This is a genomic window from Yersinia aldovae 670-83, assembly GCF_000834395.1.
Taxonomy (GTDB): domain Bacteria; phylum Pseudomonadota; class Gammaproteobacteria; order Enterobacterales; family Enterobacteriaceae; genus Yersinia; species Yersinia aldovae.
On record NZ_CP009781.1, the window covers coordinates 555,123 to 577,069 of the forward strand.

Here is a 21,947-nt window from a genome sequence, read left to right on the forward strand (position 1 = left end):
ATTAATGCTTGATAATATAAAGATCTTTAACGTGCATATTGTCCAGCGGATCTTTACCGGTGTAGCCACCGACATAAGGTTTCACAAGACGCGCATTCACGTAGTAGAACAACGGTACAATGGCAGAGTCCTTATCCAACAGAACTTCAGCTTGCTGATACAAAGCGGCACGCTCTTTTTCAGTTTTTACTTTCAGTGTGTCTTTGATCAACTTATCAAACGCCGGGCTTTTATAATGCACGGTGTTATTGCTGCTGTCGGATAGCATCATATTCAGGAATGAAGAGGGTTCGTTGTAGTCAGCACACCAGCCAGCACGCGCGACGTCGAAAGTCCCCTGATGACGGGTATCAAGGAAGGTTTTCCACTCTTGATTTTCCAGCTTAACGTCAACACCCAGGTTTTTCTTCCAGATCGATGCCGCCGCGATAGCCAGTTTTTTATGCAGATCGGAAGTGTTGTATAACAGGTTAAATGTCAATGGTTTGTCTTTAGTGTAGCCCGCGTCAGCCAACAGCTTCTTCGCCACTTCATTGCGTTTTTCTTGCGTCCAGCTAAACCATTCTGGCGGTGTCAATTCAGCGCCACTGGTATACGGAGGCGTGAAACCGTAGGCTGGCAGATCGCCTTGATTCTTCACTTTATTGACAATAATGTCGCGATCCATACCTAGCTTCAATGCTTCACGGACACGGGCATCGGTAAACGGAGCTTTCTGGTTGTTAATTTCGTAGTAATAAGTACACAGATACGGATCAACATGGACTTCTTGTGGGATCTCTTTTTTCAGTTTCTGGAATAACTCGATCGGCATGTTGTTATATGTCATGTCGATTTCACCGCTGCGATAGCGATTTACGTCCGTCACTTCAGAAGAAATTGGCAGGTAGGTGACCTGGTTGATGACAGTTTTCGCATTATCCCAATAGGTTGGGCTACGTTCTAACACAATACGTTCGTTTACCACCCAATCTTTCAGCTTATAAGCGCCGTTGCCGACAAAGTTTTGTGGCTGCGTCCACTTCTCATTAAACTTCTCAATCACCGTTTTGTTAACCGGAGACATTGATGGGTGGGCCAACAGTTTGTCCAGATAAGGAACCGGTTCGGTCAGTGTCACTTCCAGAGTATGGTCATCCAACGCTTTTACGCCCAGCGTATCAGGGGCTTTTTTGCCGGTAATAATATCGTCGATATTAGCGATATGGGCATATTGCACATAACTGGCATAGGGAGAAACCGTTTTAGGGTCAGCCAGACGCTGCCAACTGTAAACGAAATCCTGTGCCGTTACAGGGTCACCATTTGACCATTTAGCATCTTTGCGAATATGGAACGTCCAGACTTTAAAGTCTTTGTTTTCCCAACTTTCAGCCGCACCGGGCAGGATTTTGCCATTAGGATCGTTGATAACCAACCCTTCCAGCAAATCACGAGAGATATTGGATTCTGGCACCCCTTCAATCTTATGTGGGTCCAGTGATTGTGGTTCAGAGCCATTGTTACGTACCAGAACCTGCTTTTCTGCCAGTTGTACGCCAGCAGGGACATTGGCTGCAAAAGAAGTCCCTACGGCCATCATACCCATTGCCGCAGCGATACCTGCCGCCAGTAGCGTTTTTTTTGTGATGTTGGTCATGCTTATATTCACTCCAGTTTTTATTATTGCATCGCCCAGTGACTGAGCAAGCTTCACCTTTAAAAGGTATTTGTAAATTACGTTATTCGGGGAACGAATCCGACTACGTAACATCCCACATGTATAAACATCAGGCCATTTTATCAACCCTGTTATACATCCCTATTGCCTGCCCATTTCAACACCGGTGGAACCACGGCTATCATTGATGCTGCTGAAAACGATAAACCCAGAATAGTGCTAATTATTGCCGATAGTCGCCGCTTAAACTTTATTTGTATTTATCACCGCCCTTTTTACGAGATTTGTGATGTTTTTCTCAATGCTTAAGGCCAATTTGTGGCTAACAACGACTAGCAATAACTATTCCAGAATAGTGAACTTGATAGATTTTTTGTTGAAAAGACAAGAGATCTCTTATCAGAAAGTTGCCCGAAAACTAACAGATGCCGAAATCTGACGCCAATAAATTTTACAGAAATGTTAAGCAATTCTCTTTTCAATATAATTTATAACTATAGTGCTTAAGTACATCAACGCACAATACCTGATATAACAATATGATTTAGATAGATATATTTCGCAAAGCATTTAACTTAAAATCATGAAAAACACCGCCCACCACAAAAAAGAAACATAAAGTTAACATTATTGCCATTGGCAGGATAAACACCTATACATTAGGCGGTAATCACTAATAACATCTAGATAATTTCCGCACAAGCCCTACAGAATGATGTGAGCATTTTAACAACAAATAGCGTGTTTTATTTGATCAAATCCGATACGAGCCGCTCAATAAAGCGGAGTAAATAGACCTTAAACCAAATTTTTAAGATGAGATTGATATAAATGCAGCATTAAAGTGCAATAGATTATATTTGATACGTTCTCTGCACCAAATTAATGCTTAGTTGCCTACAAGATAGGCTTTTGAAATGAAAAAGGTCATCCAATATACATAGATGACCTTTCAATTATGAGGAGGGTTTGCCCGGTGGGTTAAAGTAACCCAGGGAATATCGCTTTAATACCCGTGACAATAAACTCAATACCCAATGCCATCAGCAATAGCCCCATAATACGGGTTATGACGTTAATCCCTGTTTGGCCTAATAAGCGAACTAATAGTGGAGCCGCACGAAATAATAGCCAGCAACAGAAAGCAAACAGCGCTATCGCGACGGTTAAGCCCAATAAATTTTGCCAACTGTGGTAACGAGAACTCCAGACGATGGTTGAACTGATGGCACCCGGCCCGGCCATTAGAGGCAATGCCAATGGGACGACACCAATACTCTCACGCACCGCAGTTTCTGTTTTTTCCTGCTTATTCTGCTTATCTTCACCCAGTTTGCCACTGATCATCGACATGGCAATGCTGACGACCAGAATCCCCCCCGCAATACGGAATGAATCGATAGAAATACCAAATATTTTTAGGATGGCATCGCCAAGGAACAGAGATATCCATAAAATAATCGCCACCGACAGGTTGGCTGTCAGGTTGGTTTTATCCCGCCCTGCTGCGGCCTGATAGCTGGTCATACTGATGAATACCGGCAATATGCCTACCGGGTTAACCAGTGCAAATAAGCCAACAAAAAACTTGATGTAACCTGAAAGGTCCAACAGTGATTGACTCACACATCACTCCGCATTGTTTATAATAAAATCGCTGATAAAAACATTGCTGATAAAACATCATCGGTAGCCGTCAATTATAATCATTCTACCGGCGCACGGCATTGTGGCGCACCGTATCGATGCAATCAACGCGGTGCGTGACAAATATGCATCATATGTTGCCTTATGATAAAACCCTTTCGTGCGTTGTTTTCTGCACGATTTATTTCATGCCAACCACGTCAGGTCGTTCTACCAAAAAACACCGATATGACGCTACTCAGCGAGTTTTCGCGCTAATGTAATGGAATTAGTCACAGGAATCTATGGAATAAAACAGCATTTATACTCAATTTTGGAATGCAGATCGTAATGGCATTTTTTTGTTAAAAATCTGTGGTACTAATGCTGTGTTAAGGTCATGAATTATCGATTTATTCACCAAAATGATAATTACTCTCAACAAATAATTGCTGAATGGTGTCAGCTTGACGGTTTTGTGATTTAAATCACGAAAAGCATACCTAAGAATAGTTAAGCTCAGAGTCGTGGCAGAGAGCGAATCCACGGAGTGAATAAGGTATAAAAGGTTGAAAATGTTTTTTCCTCCCCCACTTTATACTTAACCAACGAGAAGCTCTTTCAGTAAATCAGCGGTCAGAAATAGAAAAGTAGGCTATAAGAACTATCTCTATTTCGCCATACAGTATGGCATAGCCTGTCTATACTAGTTGCTTCAACAGCTCATTTACTAAAAGAGTTTAACATTATCAGGAGAGCATTATGGCTGTAACGAATGTCGCTGAACTTAACGAGCTAGTAGCACGCGTCAAGAAAGCCCAGCGCGAGTATGCCAACTTCACTCAAGAGCAGGTTGATAAAATCTTCCGTGCCGCAGCTCTGGCTGCAGCGGATGCCCGTATTCCATTGGCCAAACTGGCTGTAGAAGAATCAGGCATGGGTATTGTTGAAGATAAAGTGATCAAGAACCACTTTGCTTCTGAATACATTTATAATGCTTACAAAGATGAAAAAACGTGTGGCATTTTAGAAGAAGACAAAACCTTCGGCACCATCACTATCGCTGAACCTATCGGTTTGATTTGCGGTATTGTTCCGACAACCAACCCTACTTCGACCGCCATCTTTAAGGCACTGATTAGCCTGAAGACCCGTAACGGTATCATTTTCTCTCCACATCCTCGTGCTAAAGACGCAACCAATAAAGCTGCCGATATCGTGCTTCAAGCCGCTATTGCAGCAGGTGCGCCAGCAGATATTATTGGTTGGATTGATGCCCCTACTGTTGAGTTGTCTAACCAACTGATGCACCACCCAGACATTAACCTAATTCTGGCAACCGGTGGCCCAGGTATGGTTAAAGCGGCTTACAGTTCTGGTAAACCGGCTATCGGTGTAGGTGCAGGTAACACACCCGTTGTTGTTGATGAAACTGCGGATATCAAACGTGTTGTCGCCTCTATTCTGATGTCAAAAACCTTTGACAACGGCGTAATTTGTGCGTCAGAACAGTCAATCATTGTAGTTGACTCCGTTTATGATGCTGTCCGTGAGCGCTTCTCTTCTCACGGCGGTTACCTGTTACAAGGTAAAGAATTGAAAGCGGTTCAGGATATCATCCTGAAAAATGGTGGTCTGAACGCCGCCATCGTAGGTCAGCCAGCCACTAAAATTGCTGAAATGGCCGGTATTAAAGTACCAAGTAATACCAAAATTCTTATCGGTGAAGTTAAAGTTGTTGATGAATCAGAGCCATTCGCTCACGAAAAACTGTCACCAACACTGGCAATGTATCGTGCGAAGAGCTTTGAAGACGCGGTCGAAAAAGCAGAAAAACTGGTGGAAATGGGCGGTATCGGCCATACATCTTGCCTGTATACCGACCAGGATAACCAACCTGTACGCGTTAAGTATTTCGGCGATAAAATGAAAACCGCCCGAATCTTAATCAACACCCCTGCCTCTCATGGTGGTATCGGTGACCTGTATAACTTCAAAGTAGCGCCATCTCTGACGCTGGGTTGTGGTTCATGGGGTGGTAACTCCATCTCTGAAAACGTCGGTCCGAAACACTTGATCAACAAGAAAACTGTGGCTAAGCGAGCAGAAAACATGTTGTGGCATAAACTCCCGAAATCTATTTACTTCCGCCGTGGCTCCCTGCCTATCGCATTGGAAGAAGTGGCAACTGACGGTGCAAAACGTGCCTTCATCGTGACTGACCGCTACCTGTTCAACAACGGTTATGCCGATCAAATCACCAGCGTACTGAAATCTCACGGTATCGAAACTGAAGTCTTCTTCGAAGTCGAAGCAGACCCTACCCTGAGCATCGTACGTAAAGGTGCAGAGCAGATGAACTCCTTCAAACCAGACGTGATCATCGCGCTGGGTGGTGGTTCACCGATGGATGCTGCCAAAATCATGTGGGTGATGTACGAGCACCCAGAGACGCACTTCGAAGAACTGGCATTGCGCTTTATGGATATCCGTAAACGTATTTACAAGTTCCCGAAAATGGGTGTGAAAGCGAAAATGATCGCCGTCACTACCACTTCAGGTACTGGTTCAGAAGTGACACCATTTGCGGTTGTTACCGACGATGCCACTGGTCAGAAATATCCATTGGCTGACTATGCATTGACTCCAGATATGGCAATCGTTGATGCCAACCTGGTGATGAATATGCCTAAGTCACTGTGTGCTTTCGGTGGTCTGGACGCAGTAACCCATGCGCTGGAAGCGTATGTTTCTGTATTAGCGAACGAATACTCTGACGGTCAGGCTCTGCAAGCGCTGAAACTGCTGAAAGAATTCCTGCCAGCCAGCTACCACGAAGGGGCGAAAAACCCGGTGGCCCGTGAGCGTGTTCACAACGCTGCGACCATTGCCGGTATCGCTTTTGCTAACGCCTTCTTGGGTGTCTGCCACTCAATGGCCCATAAACTGGGTTCTGAGTTCCACATCCCACACGGCCTGGCAAACGCCATGTTGATTTCTAACGTTATTCGTTATAACGCGAATGACAACCCAACCAAACAGACTGCCTTCAGCCAGTATGACCGCCCACAAGCGCGTCGTCGTTATGCTGAAATTGCAGACCATCTGGGTCTGAGTGCGCCGGGCGACCGTACTGCACAGAAAATCCAGAAACTGCTGGTTTGGTTAGATGAAATCAAAGCTGATTTGGGTATCCCGGCATCAATTCGTGAAGCGGGCGTTCAAGAAGCTGACTTCCTGGCAAAAGTAGACAAACTGTCTGAAGATGCATTCGATGATCAGTGTACCGGTGCTAACCCACGTTACCCACTGATCTCTGAGCTGAAACAGATTCTGATGGATACTTACTACGGCCGTGAATTTAGCGAAGAGCTTGACCGTGAAGAAGTGGCTGTAGCCGCTCCGGCACCAAAAGCTGAGAAGAAAGCTAAGAAGTAATAATCGTCATAAGGCTTAAACCCCCACGTTCAAATGGGGTAAAGTAAAGATGATATAACCCCCAATGGGCAACGGCTGATTGGGGGTTTTCTTTTTTATTCCACATGCACCCGCAGCGCCTCCCTATTAATTCTCTCTGTGCCTTCCAACACGCAATCGGCTAAATTGACTCGATATAGTGCGTGCCTCTGCTCATGCGCGCAGTGACACGCGGCTGAAACGTATTTCGGGGTATGGTTCGATGCACATAACGGAGGATCTTTGCAGGCTCCAAGATAAATTCCCTGATGCTGGACGTTCGCTATACACCCGATGAGAGACACAGTTTAAAATATTCAGCGAGTAAAGGTTGCAACAGGAAAGTAAGTCACCACCAAATACCGTTAAGCCTTATTAATTAGCACATAAAGGTTTGTATTGAATTAATACGATGAAAGGCAGACAACCCCACAGACTGAATAAAAAAGCCTGTGAGGTAGCGTACAGCAGAGAATTGACTACTCACATGAATCTGGTTGGCAAGCGGCTTTAATCGCTTCTTTATAATGGCGGCGACAAACGGAAACATAACTTTCGTTGCCACCAATAACCACCTGCTCGCCATCATGTACTGCTTTACCCTGCGCATCTAAACGCAGCACCATATTAGCTTTGCGACCACAATGACAAATCGTTTTTAGCTCCACCAGTTTATCCGCCCATGCCAGCAAATATTTGCTGCCAGGAAAAAGCTCGCCAAGAAAATCAGTTCGTAGTCCATAGCACAATACCGGGATATCGAGATCATCAACCACCTGACACAGTTCCTGAATCTGTTCTTTGGTCAGAAACTGGCATTCATCAAGCAGAATACAATGTATAGGCTTTGCCTGATGTTCTGTCGTGATTATCGCGAACAGTGATGTCGCACTATTATACAGGAGTGCTTGTGAAGAGAGGCCAATGCGTGAACTTACGGTCCCGACGCCAAAGCGGTTATCTATCTCAGCGGTAAATACCAAGGTGCGCATACCGCGCTCCTGATAGTTATAAGAAGACTGTAACAGCGCTGTGGACTTTCCTGCATTCATTGCAGAGTAATAAAAATAAAGTTGAGCCATGGACCCGTAACTCCAATGGTTTAATAAATGATCACAGTGACAACATACGCTCAGTTTATCATAAATTCAGACACGACATAGCGTCTGAGGCTCCGCTATATTGCTGTTTTCCCTATTAAGTAATAGATATTGTTAATGAGACTGTACAAACTTGCATTTGAAATACTGCCTATTATTAGTGACATTACTTGACCAAACTCACAATATTGCAATAGTGAAAAGACTCTGCTTGAACATTAACCAGATTAGTGGTGTAAGAAGCACAAACCACCGCATATGCAGGCCGCACGATTGGTTCATTAATGATGCAAGTAATGTGTTCTCATGATTAATTGGTGTAATAGTGATTACAAATATTGTCAGAACCTGACGAATCCAATACAACATGCCTTTTTGACTTACTGAGTTTTTCACTACACCTATATCTCTCGCTTTTTGCACTATCGGTTATTGCACATACAAACGTGGAAGTTGTCTATTCTTGATTTATTGATATAAAGCAAACTTATAACTTAGTCGGAAAATCATGTTCACTTGTAAGGGCATTTGGCAGCAAAACGAAAAATTGTGTTAAAAAAAGTGCTGAGAATAACAACTGTCCCTCGCTTATTAGTAGCGACCAGCAACTTTCTACAAATAAAATACGTAAATTCGAGCATGTATATCAAATTGGCTATTGCAGAAATTAAAATAGCACTCTATTATTATCCAGACGCCCCCCCACCAATTATAATTTGAGACCAGGACAATGAGCGAAGCGTTAAAGATTCTTAACAACATCCGTACTCTACGTGCACAAGCCCGCGAATGCACTCTTGTAACGTTAGAAGAAATGCTTGAGAAACTTGAAGTGGTCGTTAACGAACGCCGCGAAGAAGAATCTCAATCACAAGCAGAGATTGAAGAACGTACGCGTAAATTGCAGCAATACCGTGAAATGCTTATTGCTGACGGTATTGATCCAAATGAACTGCTGCAAACTTTAGCTGCAACTAAAACTGCTGGTAAAGCAAAACGTGCTGCGCGTCCTGCTAAATATCAGTACAAAGATGAAAATGGCGAACTGAAAACCTGGACAGGCCAAGGCCGTACTCCAGCAGTAATTAAGAAAGCTATTGAAGAGCAAGGCAAATCACTGGATGATTTCCTACTGTAATAGTATTGTTTCATTTACTATTACGATGAAAATACCCTCCCATTCACCGGAGGGTATTTTTTTGTCTCTCATTTAAACTGAGCCATATGCGTTGAAATGCACACCATCATATCGCTGGATTAACATACAAGTGATACATAACCCGTTACCTAAACTTTCGGTTTAGATAAATAACGCTCGGTTATCACTCTGTTGATAAATCTATAAGAATACTCTGCTAATTTATAGTCATACAATAATCAAAATAACTACAACGCAGAATCAATAAAGTCAGTTAACGATATAATCCGATGCTGAGAATGCAGATGTTAGCTACACTATCGAACAAGATTGAGCACAAAATCAGCTAATTTACTTTTTGTACTCAACAGATAAATTCACCTTTACAGACTTATTATGCCCGTCTAATCGAAACACCACGGCCAATCCCGTAATAAGTGAACCCTCGGCTATTTAGACGCTCTGGATCGTACAAATTACGCCCATCAAAAATAATGGGCTGTTTTAGTCGTGACTTGATTACATCAAAATCTGGAGCTCTAAAACTCTGCCATTCAGTGCAAATAACCAAAGCGTCAGCGCCTTGTAAGGCGGACTCTTTTGTCCCCATTAATCTCAGGTCATCTCTTGCGCCATAAATACGCTGCGCCTCATCCATAGCCTCTGGATCATATGCCTGAATAATAGCCCCAGCCTTCCACAAGGTTTCCATTAAAACCCGGCTGGGCGCTTCTCGCATATCATCTGTATTAGGCTTAAATGCTAATCCCCAAAGCGCAAATGTTTTTCCTGCTAATTCTGAGCCAAAATGGCGCTCAATGAATTCGGTCAGCTTATACTTTTGTTGATTATTGGTTTTTTCTACCGCTTGCAAGAGTAGAGGCTGATAGTCATGAGCTTCCGCGGTACGAATTAAGGCTTGTATGTCTTTCGGGAAGCAGGAACCACCATAACCACAACCCGAATATATAAAATGGTAGCCAATGCGTGAATCTGAACCAATGCCTTGTCGTACTTTTTCAATATCAGCGCCGAGGCGTTCAGCAATATTAGCAATCTCATTCATGAAACTGATTTTTGTTGCAAGCATACCGTTTGCTGCATATTTGGTCAGTTCAGCACTACGGATATCCATAATTAATAGCCGATCATGATTTCTATTAAAGGGTTCGTATAACTCGCTAATTAAATCGATCACACCGCTATCATCGGTATCAATACCGATAACGATACGTTCCGGACGCTTACAGTCAGCAACTGCGGCCCCCTCTTTTAGAAATTCAGGATTTGATATCACGTTAAATTCAATGTTCTCTCCACGCTGCTGTAAAACAGCCTGAACCGTTTGCTGTACCTTATCTGCCGTTCCTACCGGGACCGTCGATTTATCGATAATAATCTTCGGTGCATCCATATATTTAGCGATGGTACTGGCAACGTCGAGTACATATTTAAGATCAGCGGCACCGTCTTCATCAGGAGGTGTACCGACCGCAATAAATTGAATAGTACCGTGGGCAACCCCGGCCTGAGCATCCGTTGAGAACTGAAGACGGCCAGACTCATAATTTTCTTTCACTAATGGAGCCAAGCCTGGTTCAAAAATTGCGATCCGGCCTTGTTGTAGGTCGGCAACTTTCTTAGCATCGACATCAATACAAAGTACGTCATGACCAACTTCGGCAAGCACTGCGGCCTGGACCAGCCCTACATAACCAATACCAAAAACGGTAACCTTCATTCCATCGATCCTCGAGTTCAAATTCAATACAAAACTGTCTGTTGGTCATTATCAGTAACGAACCTTAATTTAGCCTGAGGCCGCACATTATCATTGCTGGCTAACATATTAGGCTTACGCAAAAATTAGCCGATGTCGACGCAAGCAAAAGTATATCAAGCCAAATTTCACACATCTTGAACAGACACATAGATTGAAACAAATCGAGTTTATTTCGAAGTTTCGTTATAGAACCATTTATATAGAGAGTCGCGCGATAACGGAAAAGAGGGGAATAGATAGGCTTTATGGCATATTTTCAGGCTAATATATTCAAAAATCAAACTACTCATCAGATGAAAGCATCAGTTTTAAGCGGCTCCCTCCCCCCCATACCTGACACTGCCAGGCATCACAGCGTTGGCTTATTTGATTTAGGTATGTCGTTTTCAGTGTTCCCAAAGGCACACCATTACTTAGCTGAATCTGATTTTTACCTGCACTGACATTGGCATGTAACCCCGCAGAAACCAGAATCAAATTCTGATATTCAACATGGTAATAACCAACTAATAAAGGAAATTGCCCATCCAGATGGGTTCGCCTTAATAATTGATTGACCTGTTTAAGTAAAGATGACATTTGTGGCAGACGTTGCTGTTGATGTGCCAAATGCTCTTGCAATATGCCATTAAATAATACTCGCAACAGTAATGCAGCCAAAATACCATTATCGCCTGCTCGGGTTACGTCCAAACAATAGAAAGCCAAATCTTTATCAGACAATGCTGCAATATCAAGTACCAAACCAGGCTGTTCAACCACGGTCAGTTGACGGTAATTGATTCGACAGCGGGCAATGGTTTGCTGTGCTGGAGGCTGTAGTTGCTTTAATAACTGTGCAGCATCATGCGGATTCTTGCGCAACGCCTCCCAATCCTGAATAAGGTCGGTTTCTTCGATAGCATAAGATGTGAATAGCACCGGGTACAGACATGCCAGTACCGCTTCTCGCAATCGATTCAAATCTACGATTGGTTTCAGCAATACATCTTTTACCCCCAGACGCATCACCTGAGCAATGTCAGTCATCTTATCGGTCGCTGAAATCACCAATACCGGAATCTGAACCCCCTGAATCTGTAAACGTTCAACAAACTCAATCCCGCCCATTTCAGGCATGGCCAGATCACAAAGGATCAAATCCGCAGATTGAACTTTCAGTTGGTTCAATGCCTCCAGGCCGTTTTCTGCCTGATAGATAGTTGCGCCAAGCGAACTCAGGTAGCCGGCGATCACGGTGCGGAAGACAGTTTCATCCTCTACGACTAAAATATTTTTTCCTGCTAGTGGTTTTTCCATGTACTACTTCTCTTACTGACCTTAATGGTAATAGTGGCTCAAAAAGGGTGTTTGTGCTTGTTAGAAATTGTCATGTGATATTTTGTTAATACTGATTCAGCTACTGTCAATTTCTGATTAAATGAGTTAGTTGTTCTGCTTTTATCTCTACGGCTAACTGCCCTGCGGCGATAGCTTCATCTGCACGATGAAAATCCAGCATTGAGATTTGTGGGCAAAAGGGCTGTATTAAGATATCAGGAGGGTCGCCAGCCATGCGATTACGTTTTAAGCGATTCTCTAACACCTGAATCGCGGTAGACATAATTTCCATTGCGCCAGGCGCACTATTGGAAGATTTAGCCGTAAGATTGGCAATCCGCCCTTTTAGCCGCCGTTGCCAACTTTCAGACTGATCAATAGGTTTATCTTCTGAAACCGCGGGTGAAGAAAATAAATCTTGCTGAAATAAATGGGCATCGTGCTGTAAATCAACGGCGATAACAACGTCAGCACCCATAGCTCTTGCGAGCGAAACCGGAACCGGATTAACAACCGCCCCATCAACCAACCAATAACCATCGAACCACACGGGGGCAAATAACCCAGGGATACTGCACGATGCTCTGATAGCCTGCTTAATATCACCTTCAGTAAGCCACAGTTCGCGGCCAGTAGTTAAATTCGTCGCTACGGTGCCAAAAGGCAGCGTACATTCGGCAATGTCACGCACGTCGATGATTTTATTCACCTCATTAAACACCCGCTCTCCGCGTAACAACCCTCCCCGCTGCCAGGAAAAATCCATCATGCGAATAACGTCCCAATATTTGAAAGAACGCACCCAACGTTCCATTGCGTCTAAATGATCGCTGGCATAAGCAGCTCCAACCAATGAACCCACTGAACAACCTGCAACGACATCAATACTGATACCCATTTTATTCAGCGCATTAATTACACCAATGTGTGCCCATCCTTTAGCCGCCCCGGCACCCAGCGCCAATCCTATTTTTATTTTTCTCATTCAATGGCATCCATTTTCAATTTGCTTTGGCAAGTTTTCCCTAAACGGAATGGGCTAAAATCGAGATATGATCAATGGTGTAATCCTTCAATTTTCAAATTAGCGCCGATAGCCTTAACATAAGATATATCTCAAATGTACTCTCTCAGTTTTGAATCGTGTATCACTTCGCCTCTATGACTATAGTGATAAGTCTATGCTTTTGTTAGCGTGATACAAACTATTTACATATTATTACCAATATATAACGCTACCTTCAAAGGACATACTGTGAATATTGAGATATGCCAGACAGATCTGTTTAATCCTGCGCTGATGACATTGATAGCACAATTAGATGCGTACCAACTGCCACGCTATCCTGCAGAAAGTAATTATGCCGACCCTGTAGAGGTTATGCTGCAGGTAAAAACATTGGTATATATTGCTAACGTTAACAATCAGGCCGTTGGATGCGCCGCACTTGTTCTGCCAGAAGGCAGATATCCGGAAGTGAAGCGTATTTTTTTCATACCCGAATATCGCGGTTTGGGTATCGCGAAATTACTGATAACCACGGTAATTGATCAGTCTAACGAGTTAAATTTAAACGATATTTACCTGGAGACGGGTGTTTATCAGCCTGAAGCAATTAAGCTCTATCAATGTTTTGGATTTAAGTTCACATCGGTGTTTGGCCATTATCAATATGACCCATTAAGTTTATATATGGTGAAATCGTTGGATGGGGATAGTTAGTTAATCAACTGGCAACCGATAGGAAAGGAGGAAATAATCATTTATTGTCTGGCATACAAATACAAAATAGCCACCGCAAGGGTAACCATTTAGGAAATACATTCTGGATGACACTCAATTATAGCATTTAATATCGTCTATCAATAAATTTTACGCATAAATAATCGCAAGTCATGCTGCCATTTCACAGGTAGCTCGCGCTGGCTATAGTGTTATTATCTATCCGTAGAGTTATTTTTCAGAATATTCTTGATATCTATTAGTGGTAGAGAAATAATTAACCGTTGAGAGTACCGAAAGAGACATTCATTTTTTCAAAAATGGCGATGATTTTATTGATCAGTTTCATTGTTTATTCCTGTAAATATCATTTTTATTTTGTGACACACTTCACGTTTTACAAATTACGCCATAATGAAACACCGGTCAAGTTTTTATGTGATCACCATCACGAAAATTAAAATGACGCCGGATATCCCGTGGCATCAACAATTTTGAACCTCACGCCGTGATTAGGTAAGATGATACCTATAACGTTACATTGTTAAACCTGCCGCTACGTGATAACGACCTGACTGGGTGGCACTATTAATTATTTCGGAGAGATTTTGTCAGAACAGTGTCCATGCGGCAGTACGCGCGAGTATCAGCAATGCTGTCAGCCCTACCATTTGGGAACGCAGGTGGCAGAAAAACCAGCAATATTGATGCGTTCACGCTATTGCGCCTACGTAAAGAAGAATGCGGATTATCTGATAAGTACCTGGCACCCTGACTGCCATGCCCAAGAATGGCGTGAGGGGATAGTTCAGAGCTTTGCTAATACTATCTGGTGTGGGTTAACGGTGGTCGCGGAAACAGCGGGTAGCCATAATGATGAAGCTTTTGTTGAATTTATCGCCCGCTCCACTGATGCAAATAATCCTCAGATAACCGCCATGCATGAACGTTCGCGCTTCCTTCGTATAAAAGAACACTGGTACTATATCGATGGAGTCCGACCAGCAGTAGGTCGAAATGATACCTGCCCTTGCGGTTCGGCGAAAAAATATAAAAAATGCTGCGGGCGTTAATCAAGAGATAGTCCATTGCCATGCAGTAATATCAAACACTTACACAACATCAAATCATGTTAAGACAGGATTTACCACTTTATGCCACACCAAAACGTACAAAAAAAAGTATTACGCACCATCTGTCCTGATGCCAAAGGCTTGATCGCAAAAATCACCAATATTTGCTACAAACATGAACTGAATATTGTTCAGAATAACGAATTTGTCGATCATCTGACGGGGCGTTTCTTTATGCGCACTGAGCTTGAGGGGATTTTTAATGATACCACCTTGCTGGCAGATTTGGACAGTGCCTTACCGCACGGCACCGTTAGAGAATTACATCCGGCAGGACGACGCCGTATAGTTATCATGATAACGAAAGAAGCACACTGCCTCGGCGACTTATTAATGAAAAGTGCTTACGGTGGCCTGGAGGTGGAAATTGCTGCGGTCATCTCTAACCACAATACATTGCAGAGTCTGGTTGAGCGCTTTGATATTCCTTTCCATCTGATTAGCCATGAAGGTCTGAGCAGAGAGGAACATAACGCGCTTTTAATGGCACAAATTGATTCGTACCAACCAGATTACGTCGTGTTGGCAAAATACATGCGCGTACTAACACCCGCTTTTGTTCAAAATTATCCTAATAAGATAATTAATATCCACCACTCATTTTTACCCGCATTTATTGGTGCCAGCCCTTATCATCAAGCCTACGAACGTGGCGTAAAAATCATTGGCGCGACTGCACATTATGTTAATGAATGCCTGGATGAAGGCCCCATTATTATGCAGGATGTGATTCATGTTGATCACTCATATACAGCCGAAGATATGATGCGGGCAGGGCGTGACGTAGAAAAGAATGTGTTAAGCCGCGCGCTTTATCAGGTACTGGCGCAGCGTGTTTTTGTTTACGGAAACCGGACTATCATTCTATAAGCACACAATAAATCTATATTTATTGTCCAGATAACCGTCGTCGCGCGCAAAAAAACACCGAACAAATTGTTTTTTTCACTTCAAGTCTTTACAGGGGCGCTTCATTTGATATGATGCGCCCGCTTACCAAGACAGCGTTGATAAGCGGTAAGGCCAGTGGTGGGGTTCCCGAGCGGCCAAAGGGAGCAGACTGTAAATCTGCCGTCATCGACTTCGAAGGTTCGAATCCTTCCCCCACCACCATTTTTAACCTTGAGTCTCAAGCCGATTCAGCGTTAAGAATCCAAATGAGCCACTGAGGGGAAGGTGAAAACCTTCGACGCAGGTTCGAGCCGAGCGTAGCGAATCAACGACACGCAGTGGCGGCCCAAAGGGTGAGGAACGAAGTGACGAATAATCCTTCCCCCACCACCATTAACGCTCTAATAATTAGCACAAAGTACGGCCACGTATTAAAAACCACGAATTCAGTGGTGGGGTTCCCGAGCGGCCAAAGGGAGCAGACTGTAAATCTGCCGTCATCGACTTCGAAGGTTCGAATCCTTCCCCCACCACCATTTTTAACCTTGAGTCTCAAGCCGATTCAGCGTTAAGAATCCAAATGAGCCACTGAGGGGAAGGTGAAAACCTTCGACGCAGGTTCGAGCCGAGCGTAGCGAGTCAACGACACGCAGTGGCGGCCCAAAGGGTGAGGAACGAAGTGACGAATAATCCTTCCCCCACCACCATCTATTGCTGTAAGCCTCCTCTCAATACCAATCATCATAATCAAAATAGTACCCACACCGGGGAAGGTAAGCACCTTCGACAAGGTTTACGCCAAAAAAAAGATAAATACACGCAATGCAAGGCGATGACAAATAAACCGCCTGTATCATAATAATGATTATTACGACGTTAAGATGCTAAATAATATTATTCCAATGTGTAGATGTAATCGATGAGTCTATTCAAGACACTAGAGTGTGAACGTGATTTGTAAAAATATAGCCTATTCTCATCTTGGAAATTAGCCAGATTGACGAATTCAAGTTTAGAATCACCATTAAAGTCATCCATCATTGAATCAGTAATACAAATATACCGACCTGAGTAGATAAAGTTCAAGCAACACCCTAAGCTGTCCACCTGCCTAATACTTACCTTACTGTGTTGTTTTTTAACGGATTCCTCCAGTGATTTCACAAATTTACTTTTATATAACGTAGGGTTACACAACCAAATATTGTTATAAAGTATACTTATGATATCTTTGCTTTCATTTATTATATCTTTCCTTCCATAGATGCCAAAACCTGAGTCGGGAACGTCGTTAAGCAATGTAAATCTTTCACTGGTTATCTTCTCAGATGTTAGGATAAGGGAGTTACCATCATAATCCCCAATGTCATCAATATTCTCATAATAAAACTTAATTATATTGGCTTGTATGTTATTTTTTTCTGCCACTTTATATAATCTTGTCAAATTCTCGCTTTTACCCCAATCGTAATAAATATTGATGACATTGGATACATGACCAGTAAGGTGCTTCTTGGTAATTTCCTTTTCTTGCTGATATAAATCCTTCAGGTCGTTATATAAAACCTCTCCATCTCTGGTCAAACTCATACCGAACTTCTCTCGTTTAAATAGTTTTTTACCTATTATATTTTCAAAGTCCTTAATAGACTTAGCTACTGGAGGTGTAGTTCTATTCATTACTCTTGCCGCCTTACTTAATGAGCCATTTTCAACTACAGCCATAAAGGCTTCCAGCTTTCTAGATAAAAACATAGTTCACCAATCCTTTGCATCAAAAGTTCATCAGAAAACCACAAACTATAAACATGTCTACGTGTGAGTTGTTTACTGTAGATAATGTTTAATACATTAATAAAATATATATATAAATTTGATTTATAATAATTAAAAGATGAATAATAAAATAGATATCGCATAGACGTCTATATCGTTAACTTTTTACATTACAGACTAAACCTAAATTATCTGTGTATTTTCATCTTAAAATCACACACATTTTTAACAGACATAACACCGTAGATCCATGATATTTAATAACTATTTTTTATTCTTACCGTTACAAAATCAATTAACAGACCAGTGTATAAAAAAGGACAAACACCGACGATAATAAGTGTTTTTTAATTTAATCGAGAGATAACACTCGTATTAATTGAGTCGGAATGAATATCATCTTGCATGATATTGTTTTTTAAGAGTTAACTTGAGGTGAAAATAGAAATATAAGATTGGAGTTTGTTTTATAATTCAATGCGGCTGCATTTATAAAATAAAAAACCACAAAACAATTTAACTTAAGATTGATATAGAAAAAGATATGCTTTCCTTATTAACTATGAAAATCACTTATCTCTCTATCTATAAATAACGCTTCGCAAGCTGTTCGTAATATTGACACTTTAAAGATTCACATGATTTGAGATCATTAAGTACCGTCACACGGGTTAACACCTAATATCGCAACGCACGCCTATTTAGCTAACATTAGCCGCCGACAGTGCATTACATTTTCACTCTGTTTCTGTTAAAATTTATCTACTTTTTTAGCGATAAACGGTGCTGATCATGAAATTTGTTTCTTTTAATATCAATGGCCTACGTGCAAGACCTCATCAACTAGCGGCTATAATCGAGCAACACCAGCCCGATGTCATTGGTCTTCAGGAAACAAAGGTGCATGACGATATGTTTCCTCTGGAAGACGTTAGCCAACATGGTTATCACGTATTTTATCATGGGCAGAAAGGCCATTACGGTGTTGCGTTACTGACAAAGCAAGAGCCTTTAGCGGTGCGTCGTGGTTTCCCTACCGATGAAGAAGATGCTCAACGTCGGATTATTATGGCGGATATCGCTACACCGCAAGGTCCATTAACGGTCATTAATGGCTACTTCCCGCAAGGGGAAAGTCGCGATCACCCCACTAAGTTTCCAGCTAAAGAGCGTTTTTATGCAGATTTACAACATTATCTGGAACAACAACTTTCTGCCGATGCGCAAGTGCTGATTATGGGTGATTTAAATATCAGCCCGACCGATCTGGATATCGGTATTGGTGAGGAGAGCCGTAAGCGCTGGCTGCGTACCGGTAAATGCTCATTCCTGCCAGAAGAGCGGGCATGGCTGGAACGCTTACAAAATTGGGGCCTGGTTGATACTTTCCGCGCAGCAAATCCTGATTGTAATCAGCAGTTTTCATGGTTTGATTACCGTTCACGCGGGTTTGATGAAAACAGGGGCTTACGCATAGATTTATTGCTAGCCAGCCAACCGCTGGCCGCTCGCTGCATTGCCACAGGGATTGATTACGATATTCGCAGCATGGAAAAACCGTCAGACCACGCGCCGGTATGGTCTGAATTCGCGCTCTGATGCCTATTGGCCCCGCATGAAAATGGGGCCATTACTCAATGTTACCTATCTTCAATTTCAGCAATAAGCCCAGCACAGTAGATGTTAGCCAAAATGAAGGTTTGCCTAAAATGATTGATGTCGTTGCCGCAATAATAGAACAAGATGGAAAGATCTTATTGGCTCGACGAGATGCAGATCGTGATCAGGCCGGTTTATGGGAGTTTCCTGGCGGCAAGGTTGAGGCTGAAGAAAGCCAACCTCAGGCGCTGATGCGTGAATTGTCTGAAGAACTGGGGATTGAAGCGACGATATCTGGCTATATTGGAACCAATCAGTGGGATTCGGGCCACCAGACTATCCGCCTGCATGGCTGGCATGTGATACATTTCAGCGGTGAGCCAGAGCTAAATTGCCACTCAGCAATTGTCTGGCTGACACCGCAGCAGGCTTATCTCTACCCGTTAGCTCCCGCTGATATTCCACTGCTGGACGCATTTATCTCCCGGCAGCAGGCCGTCATTGATTAGCCATTATCGGGTTAATCGTTTCCAAATCAGTGGGTTGGTACCAATAACGTTTGAATCTCGCACACATTGTAACACCTCACCGTCCACGCGTAATACCGCGCCCTCCGAATAGTTCTGGTTTTGATAAACGCAGCAGCGAGTACAGGGGTTATTGTTAGTATTGCGATTTGCTGAGTTATTCCATACCTCTGGCGGCAGTGGCACCACGACATCAACATTGTTACGGTTAGCCATTGCCGCACCAGACATCAGCGTAACAAAGCTAATACAGCCCAACACTCCCCATGTTCTCATGCTTTATTCTCCTTGGCCTTAGACGGTGTTCTCTTACGTTTTTGGGTTGCCGCAGCAGAAGGCGCGGCTGGCAACCCACGGAAAGCCTGAGGTGACCGATTTTGTTTTGCCTGACTGATTAAACTCTGCAACGTGGCCACCAGCGGTTGCATAAAATCCTGATAACGACAGTTTTTCTCACTGATTTGTGTCAGCGTTGACTCCCAGTGTGCCGTCATATCTGGCCGTGCGGCAATATCAGGCAATGCATGAATCAATGCTCTCCCTGCGGGGCTGGCATGGATATAACGCCCTTTCTTAAACAAAAACGTTCGCTTAAAGAGCAATTCGATGATGCCGGCACGGGTTGCTTCTGTACCTAAACCGTCGGTGGCGCGTAACACTTTCTTCAACTCTTTATCCTGCACAAAGCGCGCAATACCGGTCATGGCAGATAATAAGCTGGCATCGGTGAATGGCCGTGGGGGCTGAGTTTGCCGCTCGACAACCTCCCCGCGCTCACACAATAATTCAGCGCCCTTCTCAACCACCGGCAAAGGCGCACCTTCATTCTCTTCATCACGCTCTTTACTGCCTAATAAGGTTCGCCAGCCCGCCTCGGCCAGAAAACGGGCTTTAGCGACAAATTTCCCCCCGGCAATATCCAGTTCAATAACACATTTACGAAACTGCGCATCAGGGCAAAACTGCATCAAATATTGTTGTGCCACCAGCCGGTAAACCTTGCCCTCATCTACCGTCAGATTCACCTTACTTGTCCGCGCCGTCGGGATAATGGCATGGTGAGCATCCACTTTTTTGTCATCCCAACAGCGATTACGCCTATCACTGTCCATCACTTCCAGCGGCAATAAATCAGCCTGATGAATACTGATGGCATTGAGTACAGCATGACGCCCGGCAAAATGCTCTTCAGGTAGGTATCGGCAATCCGAACGAGGATACGTAAGCAATTTGTGCGTTTCATATAAACGCTGGCAAATATCCAGCACTTGCTGCGCACTTAGCCCGAATCGTTTTGCCGCTTCAATCTGCAAGGTAGAAAGCGAGAATGGCAACGGCGCGGTTTCTGATTCCCGTTTATCATTATAGGATGTGACAAGTGCAGGCTGACCCGCAATACGATTAACAACGTGTTCTGCCAGTGGCCGGTGTAACAAGCGCCCTTCTTCATCCTGATAAGATTCGCAAGAATCACTCGGCTGCCATAGCGCAATAAAGCGCTCATCAGCCGGTGTGACGATATGGGCTTTAACTTCAAAAAAATCTTTGGCAACAAAATCTTCTATTTCTTCATCGCGGCGCACCACCAGCCCTAATACCGGCGTTTGTACCCGGCCGACCGATAAGACACCGTCGTAGCCCGCATTACGCCCAAGAATGGTATAGGCCCGCGTCATATTAATGCCGTAGAGCCAATCGGCTCTGGCCCGTGCCAGGGCGGAGACACAAAGCGGAATAAACTCGCGGTTATAGCGCAATCGCTCCACGGCGCGCTCCACGGCTTGCGGGTTTAAATCGTTAATCAAGCAGCGGCGTACATTTTGCCGCTTCTCTGCGACCAAATCCAAATAGTCCAATACTTCATCAACCAGCAGTTGTCCTTCGCGATCAGGGTCACCGGCATGGACCACTTCATCGGCTTGCAGCAACAATTGCTTGATAACATTCAGTTGCTTACTGACTGAGGGACGTGGTTGTAACTGCCATTTTTCGGGAATAATCGGTAAATCGGCCAGCGACCAGCGAGCATAACGGCTGTCGTAAGCATCCGGTTGGGCCTGTTCCAGTAAATGGCCGACACACCAGGTCACCATTTGATCATTGCCACAGGCAATGAATCCATCACCCCGACGATGCGGTTTTGGCAAGATATCCGCAATTGCCCGCGCCAAACTGGGTTTTTCGGCAATAAACAGTCGCATCATTCACCGCACGA

The 21,947-nt window shown here is 43.6% G+C and carries 16 protein-coding genes, 2 tRNA genes and 2 other RNA genes; 11 read left to right on the forward strand and 9 right to left on the reverse strand.

Annotated features, from left to right (window positions below; genetic code table 11):
- Position 1: 1 nt before the first annotated feature.
- Together oppA and AT01_RS02570 are read right to left on the reverse strand one after the other, a co-directional pair.
- A complete protein-coding gene (gene oppA, locus AT01_RS02565) occupies positions 2-1,639 on the reverse strand; it encodes an oligopeptide ABC transporter substrate-binding protein OppA (protein WP_042545964.1) in 1,638 nt (545 codons plus the stop codon).
- 1,002 nt (positions 1,640-2,641) lie between these two features.
- Positions 2,642-3,286, reverse strand: coding sequence for a YchE family NAAT transporter (locus AT01_RS02570; RefSeq protein WP_004708395.1), 645 nt, complete (start codon positions 3,284-3,286; stop codon positions 2,642-2,644).
- A gap of 762 nt (positions 3,287-4,048) precedes the next feature.
- Between AT01_RS02570 and adhE the strand changes: the two genes are divergently transcribed.
- Complete coding sequence (gene adhE, locus AT01_RS02575) at positions 4,049-6,724, forward strand: bifunctional acetaldehyde-CoA/alcohol dehydrogenase (RefSeq protein ID WP_042545965.1); 2,676 nt, start codon at positions 4,049-4,051, stop codon at positions 6,722-6,724.
- A 497-nt stretch (positions 6,725-7,221) separates the two neighbouring features.
- On the opposite strand, the gene AT01_RS02580 is transcribed toward adhE, so the two are convergent.
- Positions 7,222-7,824 (reverse strand): thymidine kinase, encoded by a 603-nt coding sequence (locus AT01_RS02580; protein WP_042545966.1) that lies wholly within the window; start codon positions 7,822-7,824, stop codon positions 7,222-7,224.
- A gap of 748 nt (positions 7,825-8,572) precedes the next feature.
- Here AT01_RS02580 and hns point away from each other — a divergent pair.
- Positions 8,573-8,980 carry a histone-like nucleoid-structuring protein H-NS gene (gene hns, locus AT01_RS02585; RefSeq protein WP_042545967.1) on the forward strand — a complete coding sequence of 136 codons (408 nt, stop codon included), beginning with the start codon at positions 8,573-8,575 and terminating at the stop codon, positions 8,978-8,980.
- A gap of 394 nt (positions 8,981-9,374) precedes the next feature.
- Here hns and AT01_RS02590 read toward each other — a convergent pair whose 3' ends face one another.
- The 3 genes from AT01_RS02590 to rssA all read right to left on the reverse strand — a co-directional run bounded on the left by AT01_RS02590 (position 9,375) and on the right by rssA (position 13,068).
- Positions 9,375-10,721 carry a UDP-glucose dehydrogenase family protein gene (locus AT01_RS02590; protein WP_042545968.1) on the reverse strand — a complete coding sequence of 449 codons (1,347 nt, stop codon included), beginning with the start codon at positions 10,719-10,721 and terminating at the stop codon, positions 9,375-9,377.
- Between the two features lie 324 nt (positions 10,722-11,045).
- Positions 11,046-12,062 (reverse strand): two-component system response regulator RssB, encoded by a 1,017-nt coding sequence (gene rssB, locus AT01_RS02595; RefSeq protein ID WP_004699139.1) that lies wholly within the window; start codon positions 12,060-12,062, stop codon positions 11,046-11,048.
- A 106-nt stretch (positions 12,063-12,168) separates the two neighbouring features.
- On the reverse strand, positions 12,169-13,068 hold the full coding sequence (rssA, locus tag AT01_RS02600) for a patatin-like phospholipase RssA (protein ID WP_042545969.1): 900 nt from the start codon (positions 13,066-13,068) through the stop codon (positions 12,169-12,171).
- Between the two features lie 270 nt (positions 13,069-13,338).
- Here rssA and AT01_RS02605 point away from each other — a divergent pair, with 270 nt between their 5' ends.
- The 7 genes from AT01_RS02605 to AT01_RS20495 all read left to right on the forward strand — a co-directional run bounded on the left by AT01_RS02605 (position 13,339) and on the right by AT01_RS20495 (position 16,537).
- Positions 13,339-13,806 (forward strand): GNAT family N-acetyltransferase, encoded by a 468-nt coding sequence (locus AT01_RS02605; RefSeq protein WP_082039528.1) that lies wholly within the window; start codon positions 13,339-13,341, stop codon positions 13,804-13,806.
- A 608-nt stretch (positions 13,807-14,414) separates the two neighbouring features.
- Complete coding sequence (locus AT01_RS02610; protein WP_042545970.1) at positions 14,415-14,879, forward strand: YchJ family protein; 465 nt, start codon at positions 14,415-14,417, stop codon at positions 14,877-14,879.
- Between the two features lie 81 nt (positions 14,880-14,960).
- Entirely contained in the window at positions 14,961-15,809 is an 849-nt protein-coding gene (gene purU, locus AT01_RS02615; protein ID WP_042545971.1) for a formyltetrahydrofolate deformylase, read from the forward strand.
- Between the two features lie 158 nt (positions 15,810-15,967).
- Positions 15,968-16,052: transfer RNA gene (locus AT01_RS02620), tRNA-Tyr, on the forward strand.
- A gap of 43 nt (positions 16,053-16,095) precedes the next feature.
- Positions 16,096-16,223, forward strand: a non-coding RNA gene (locus AT01_RS20490) — RtT sRNA.
- Positions 16,224-16,281: 58 nt separating this feature from the next.
- Positions 16,282-16,366, forward strand: a tRNA-Tyr gene (locus tag AT01_RS02625).
- 43 nt (positions 16,367-16,409) lie between these two features.
- Positions 16,410-16,537: non-coding RNA, RtT sRNA (locus tag AT01_RS20495), on the forward strand.
- Between the two features lie 187 nt (positions 16,538-16,724).
- On the opposite strand, the gene AT01_RS02630 is transcribed toward AT01_RS20495, so the two are convergent.
- Complete coding sequence (locus AT01_RS02630; RefSeq protein WP_042545972.1) at positions 16,725-17,585, reverse strand: LysR family transcriptional regulator; 861 nt, start codon at positions 17,583-17,585, stop codon at positions 16,725-16,727.
- A gap of 813 nt (positions 17,586-18,398) precedes the next feature.
- Between AT01_RS02630 and xthA the strand changes: the two genes are divergently transcribed.
- Positions 18,399-19,205, forward strand: coding sequence for an exodeoxyribonuclease III (gene xthA, locus AT01_RS02635; protein ID WP_042545973.1), 807 nt, complete (start codon positions 18,399-18,401; stop codon positions 19,203-19,205).
- 110 nt (positions 19,206-19,315) lie between these two features.
- Positions 19,316-19,714 (forward strand): pyrimidine (deoxy)nucleoside triphosphate diphosphatase, encoded by a 399-nt coding sequence (locus AT01_RS02640; protein ID WP_042548463.1) that lies wholly within the window; start codon positions 19,316-19,318, stop codon positions 19,712-19,714.
- Between the two features lie 3 nt (positions 19,715-19,717).
- Here the strand turns inward: AT01_RS02640 and AT01_RS02645 are convergent, their stop codons facing one another.
- Together AT01_RS02645 and AT01_RS02650 are read right to left on the reverse strand one after the other, a co-directional pair.
- Positions 19,718-20,008 (reverse strand): DUF1496 domain-containing protein, encoded by a 291-nt coding sequence (locus AT01_RS02645; protein ID WP_042545974.1) that lies wholly within the window; start codon positions 20,006-20,008, stop codon positions 19,718-19,720.
- Positions 20,005-21,933: a DNA topoisomerase III gene (locus AT01_RS02650; RefSeq protein ID WP_042545975.1), complete on the reverse strand. Its 1,929-nt coding sequence runs from the start codon at positions 21,931-21,933 to the stop codon at positions 20,005-20,007. The genes AT01_RS02645 and AT01_RS02650 overlap by 4 nt, the downstream gene beginning before the upstream one ends.
- Between the last annotated feature and the right edge of the window lie 14 nt (positions 21,934-21,947).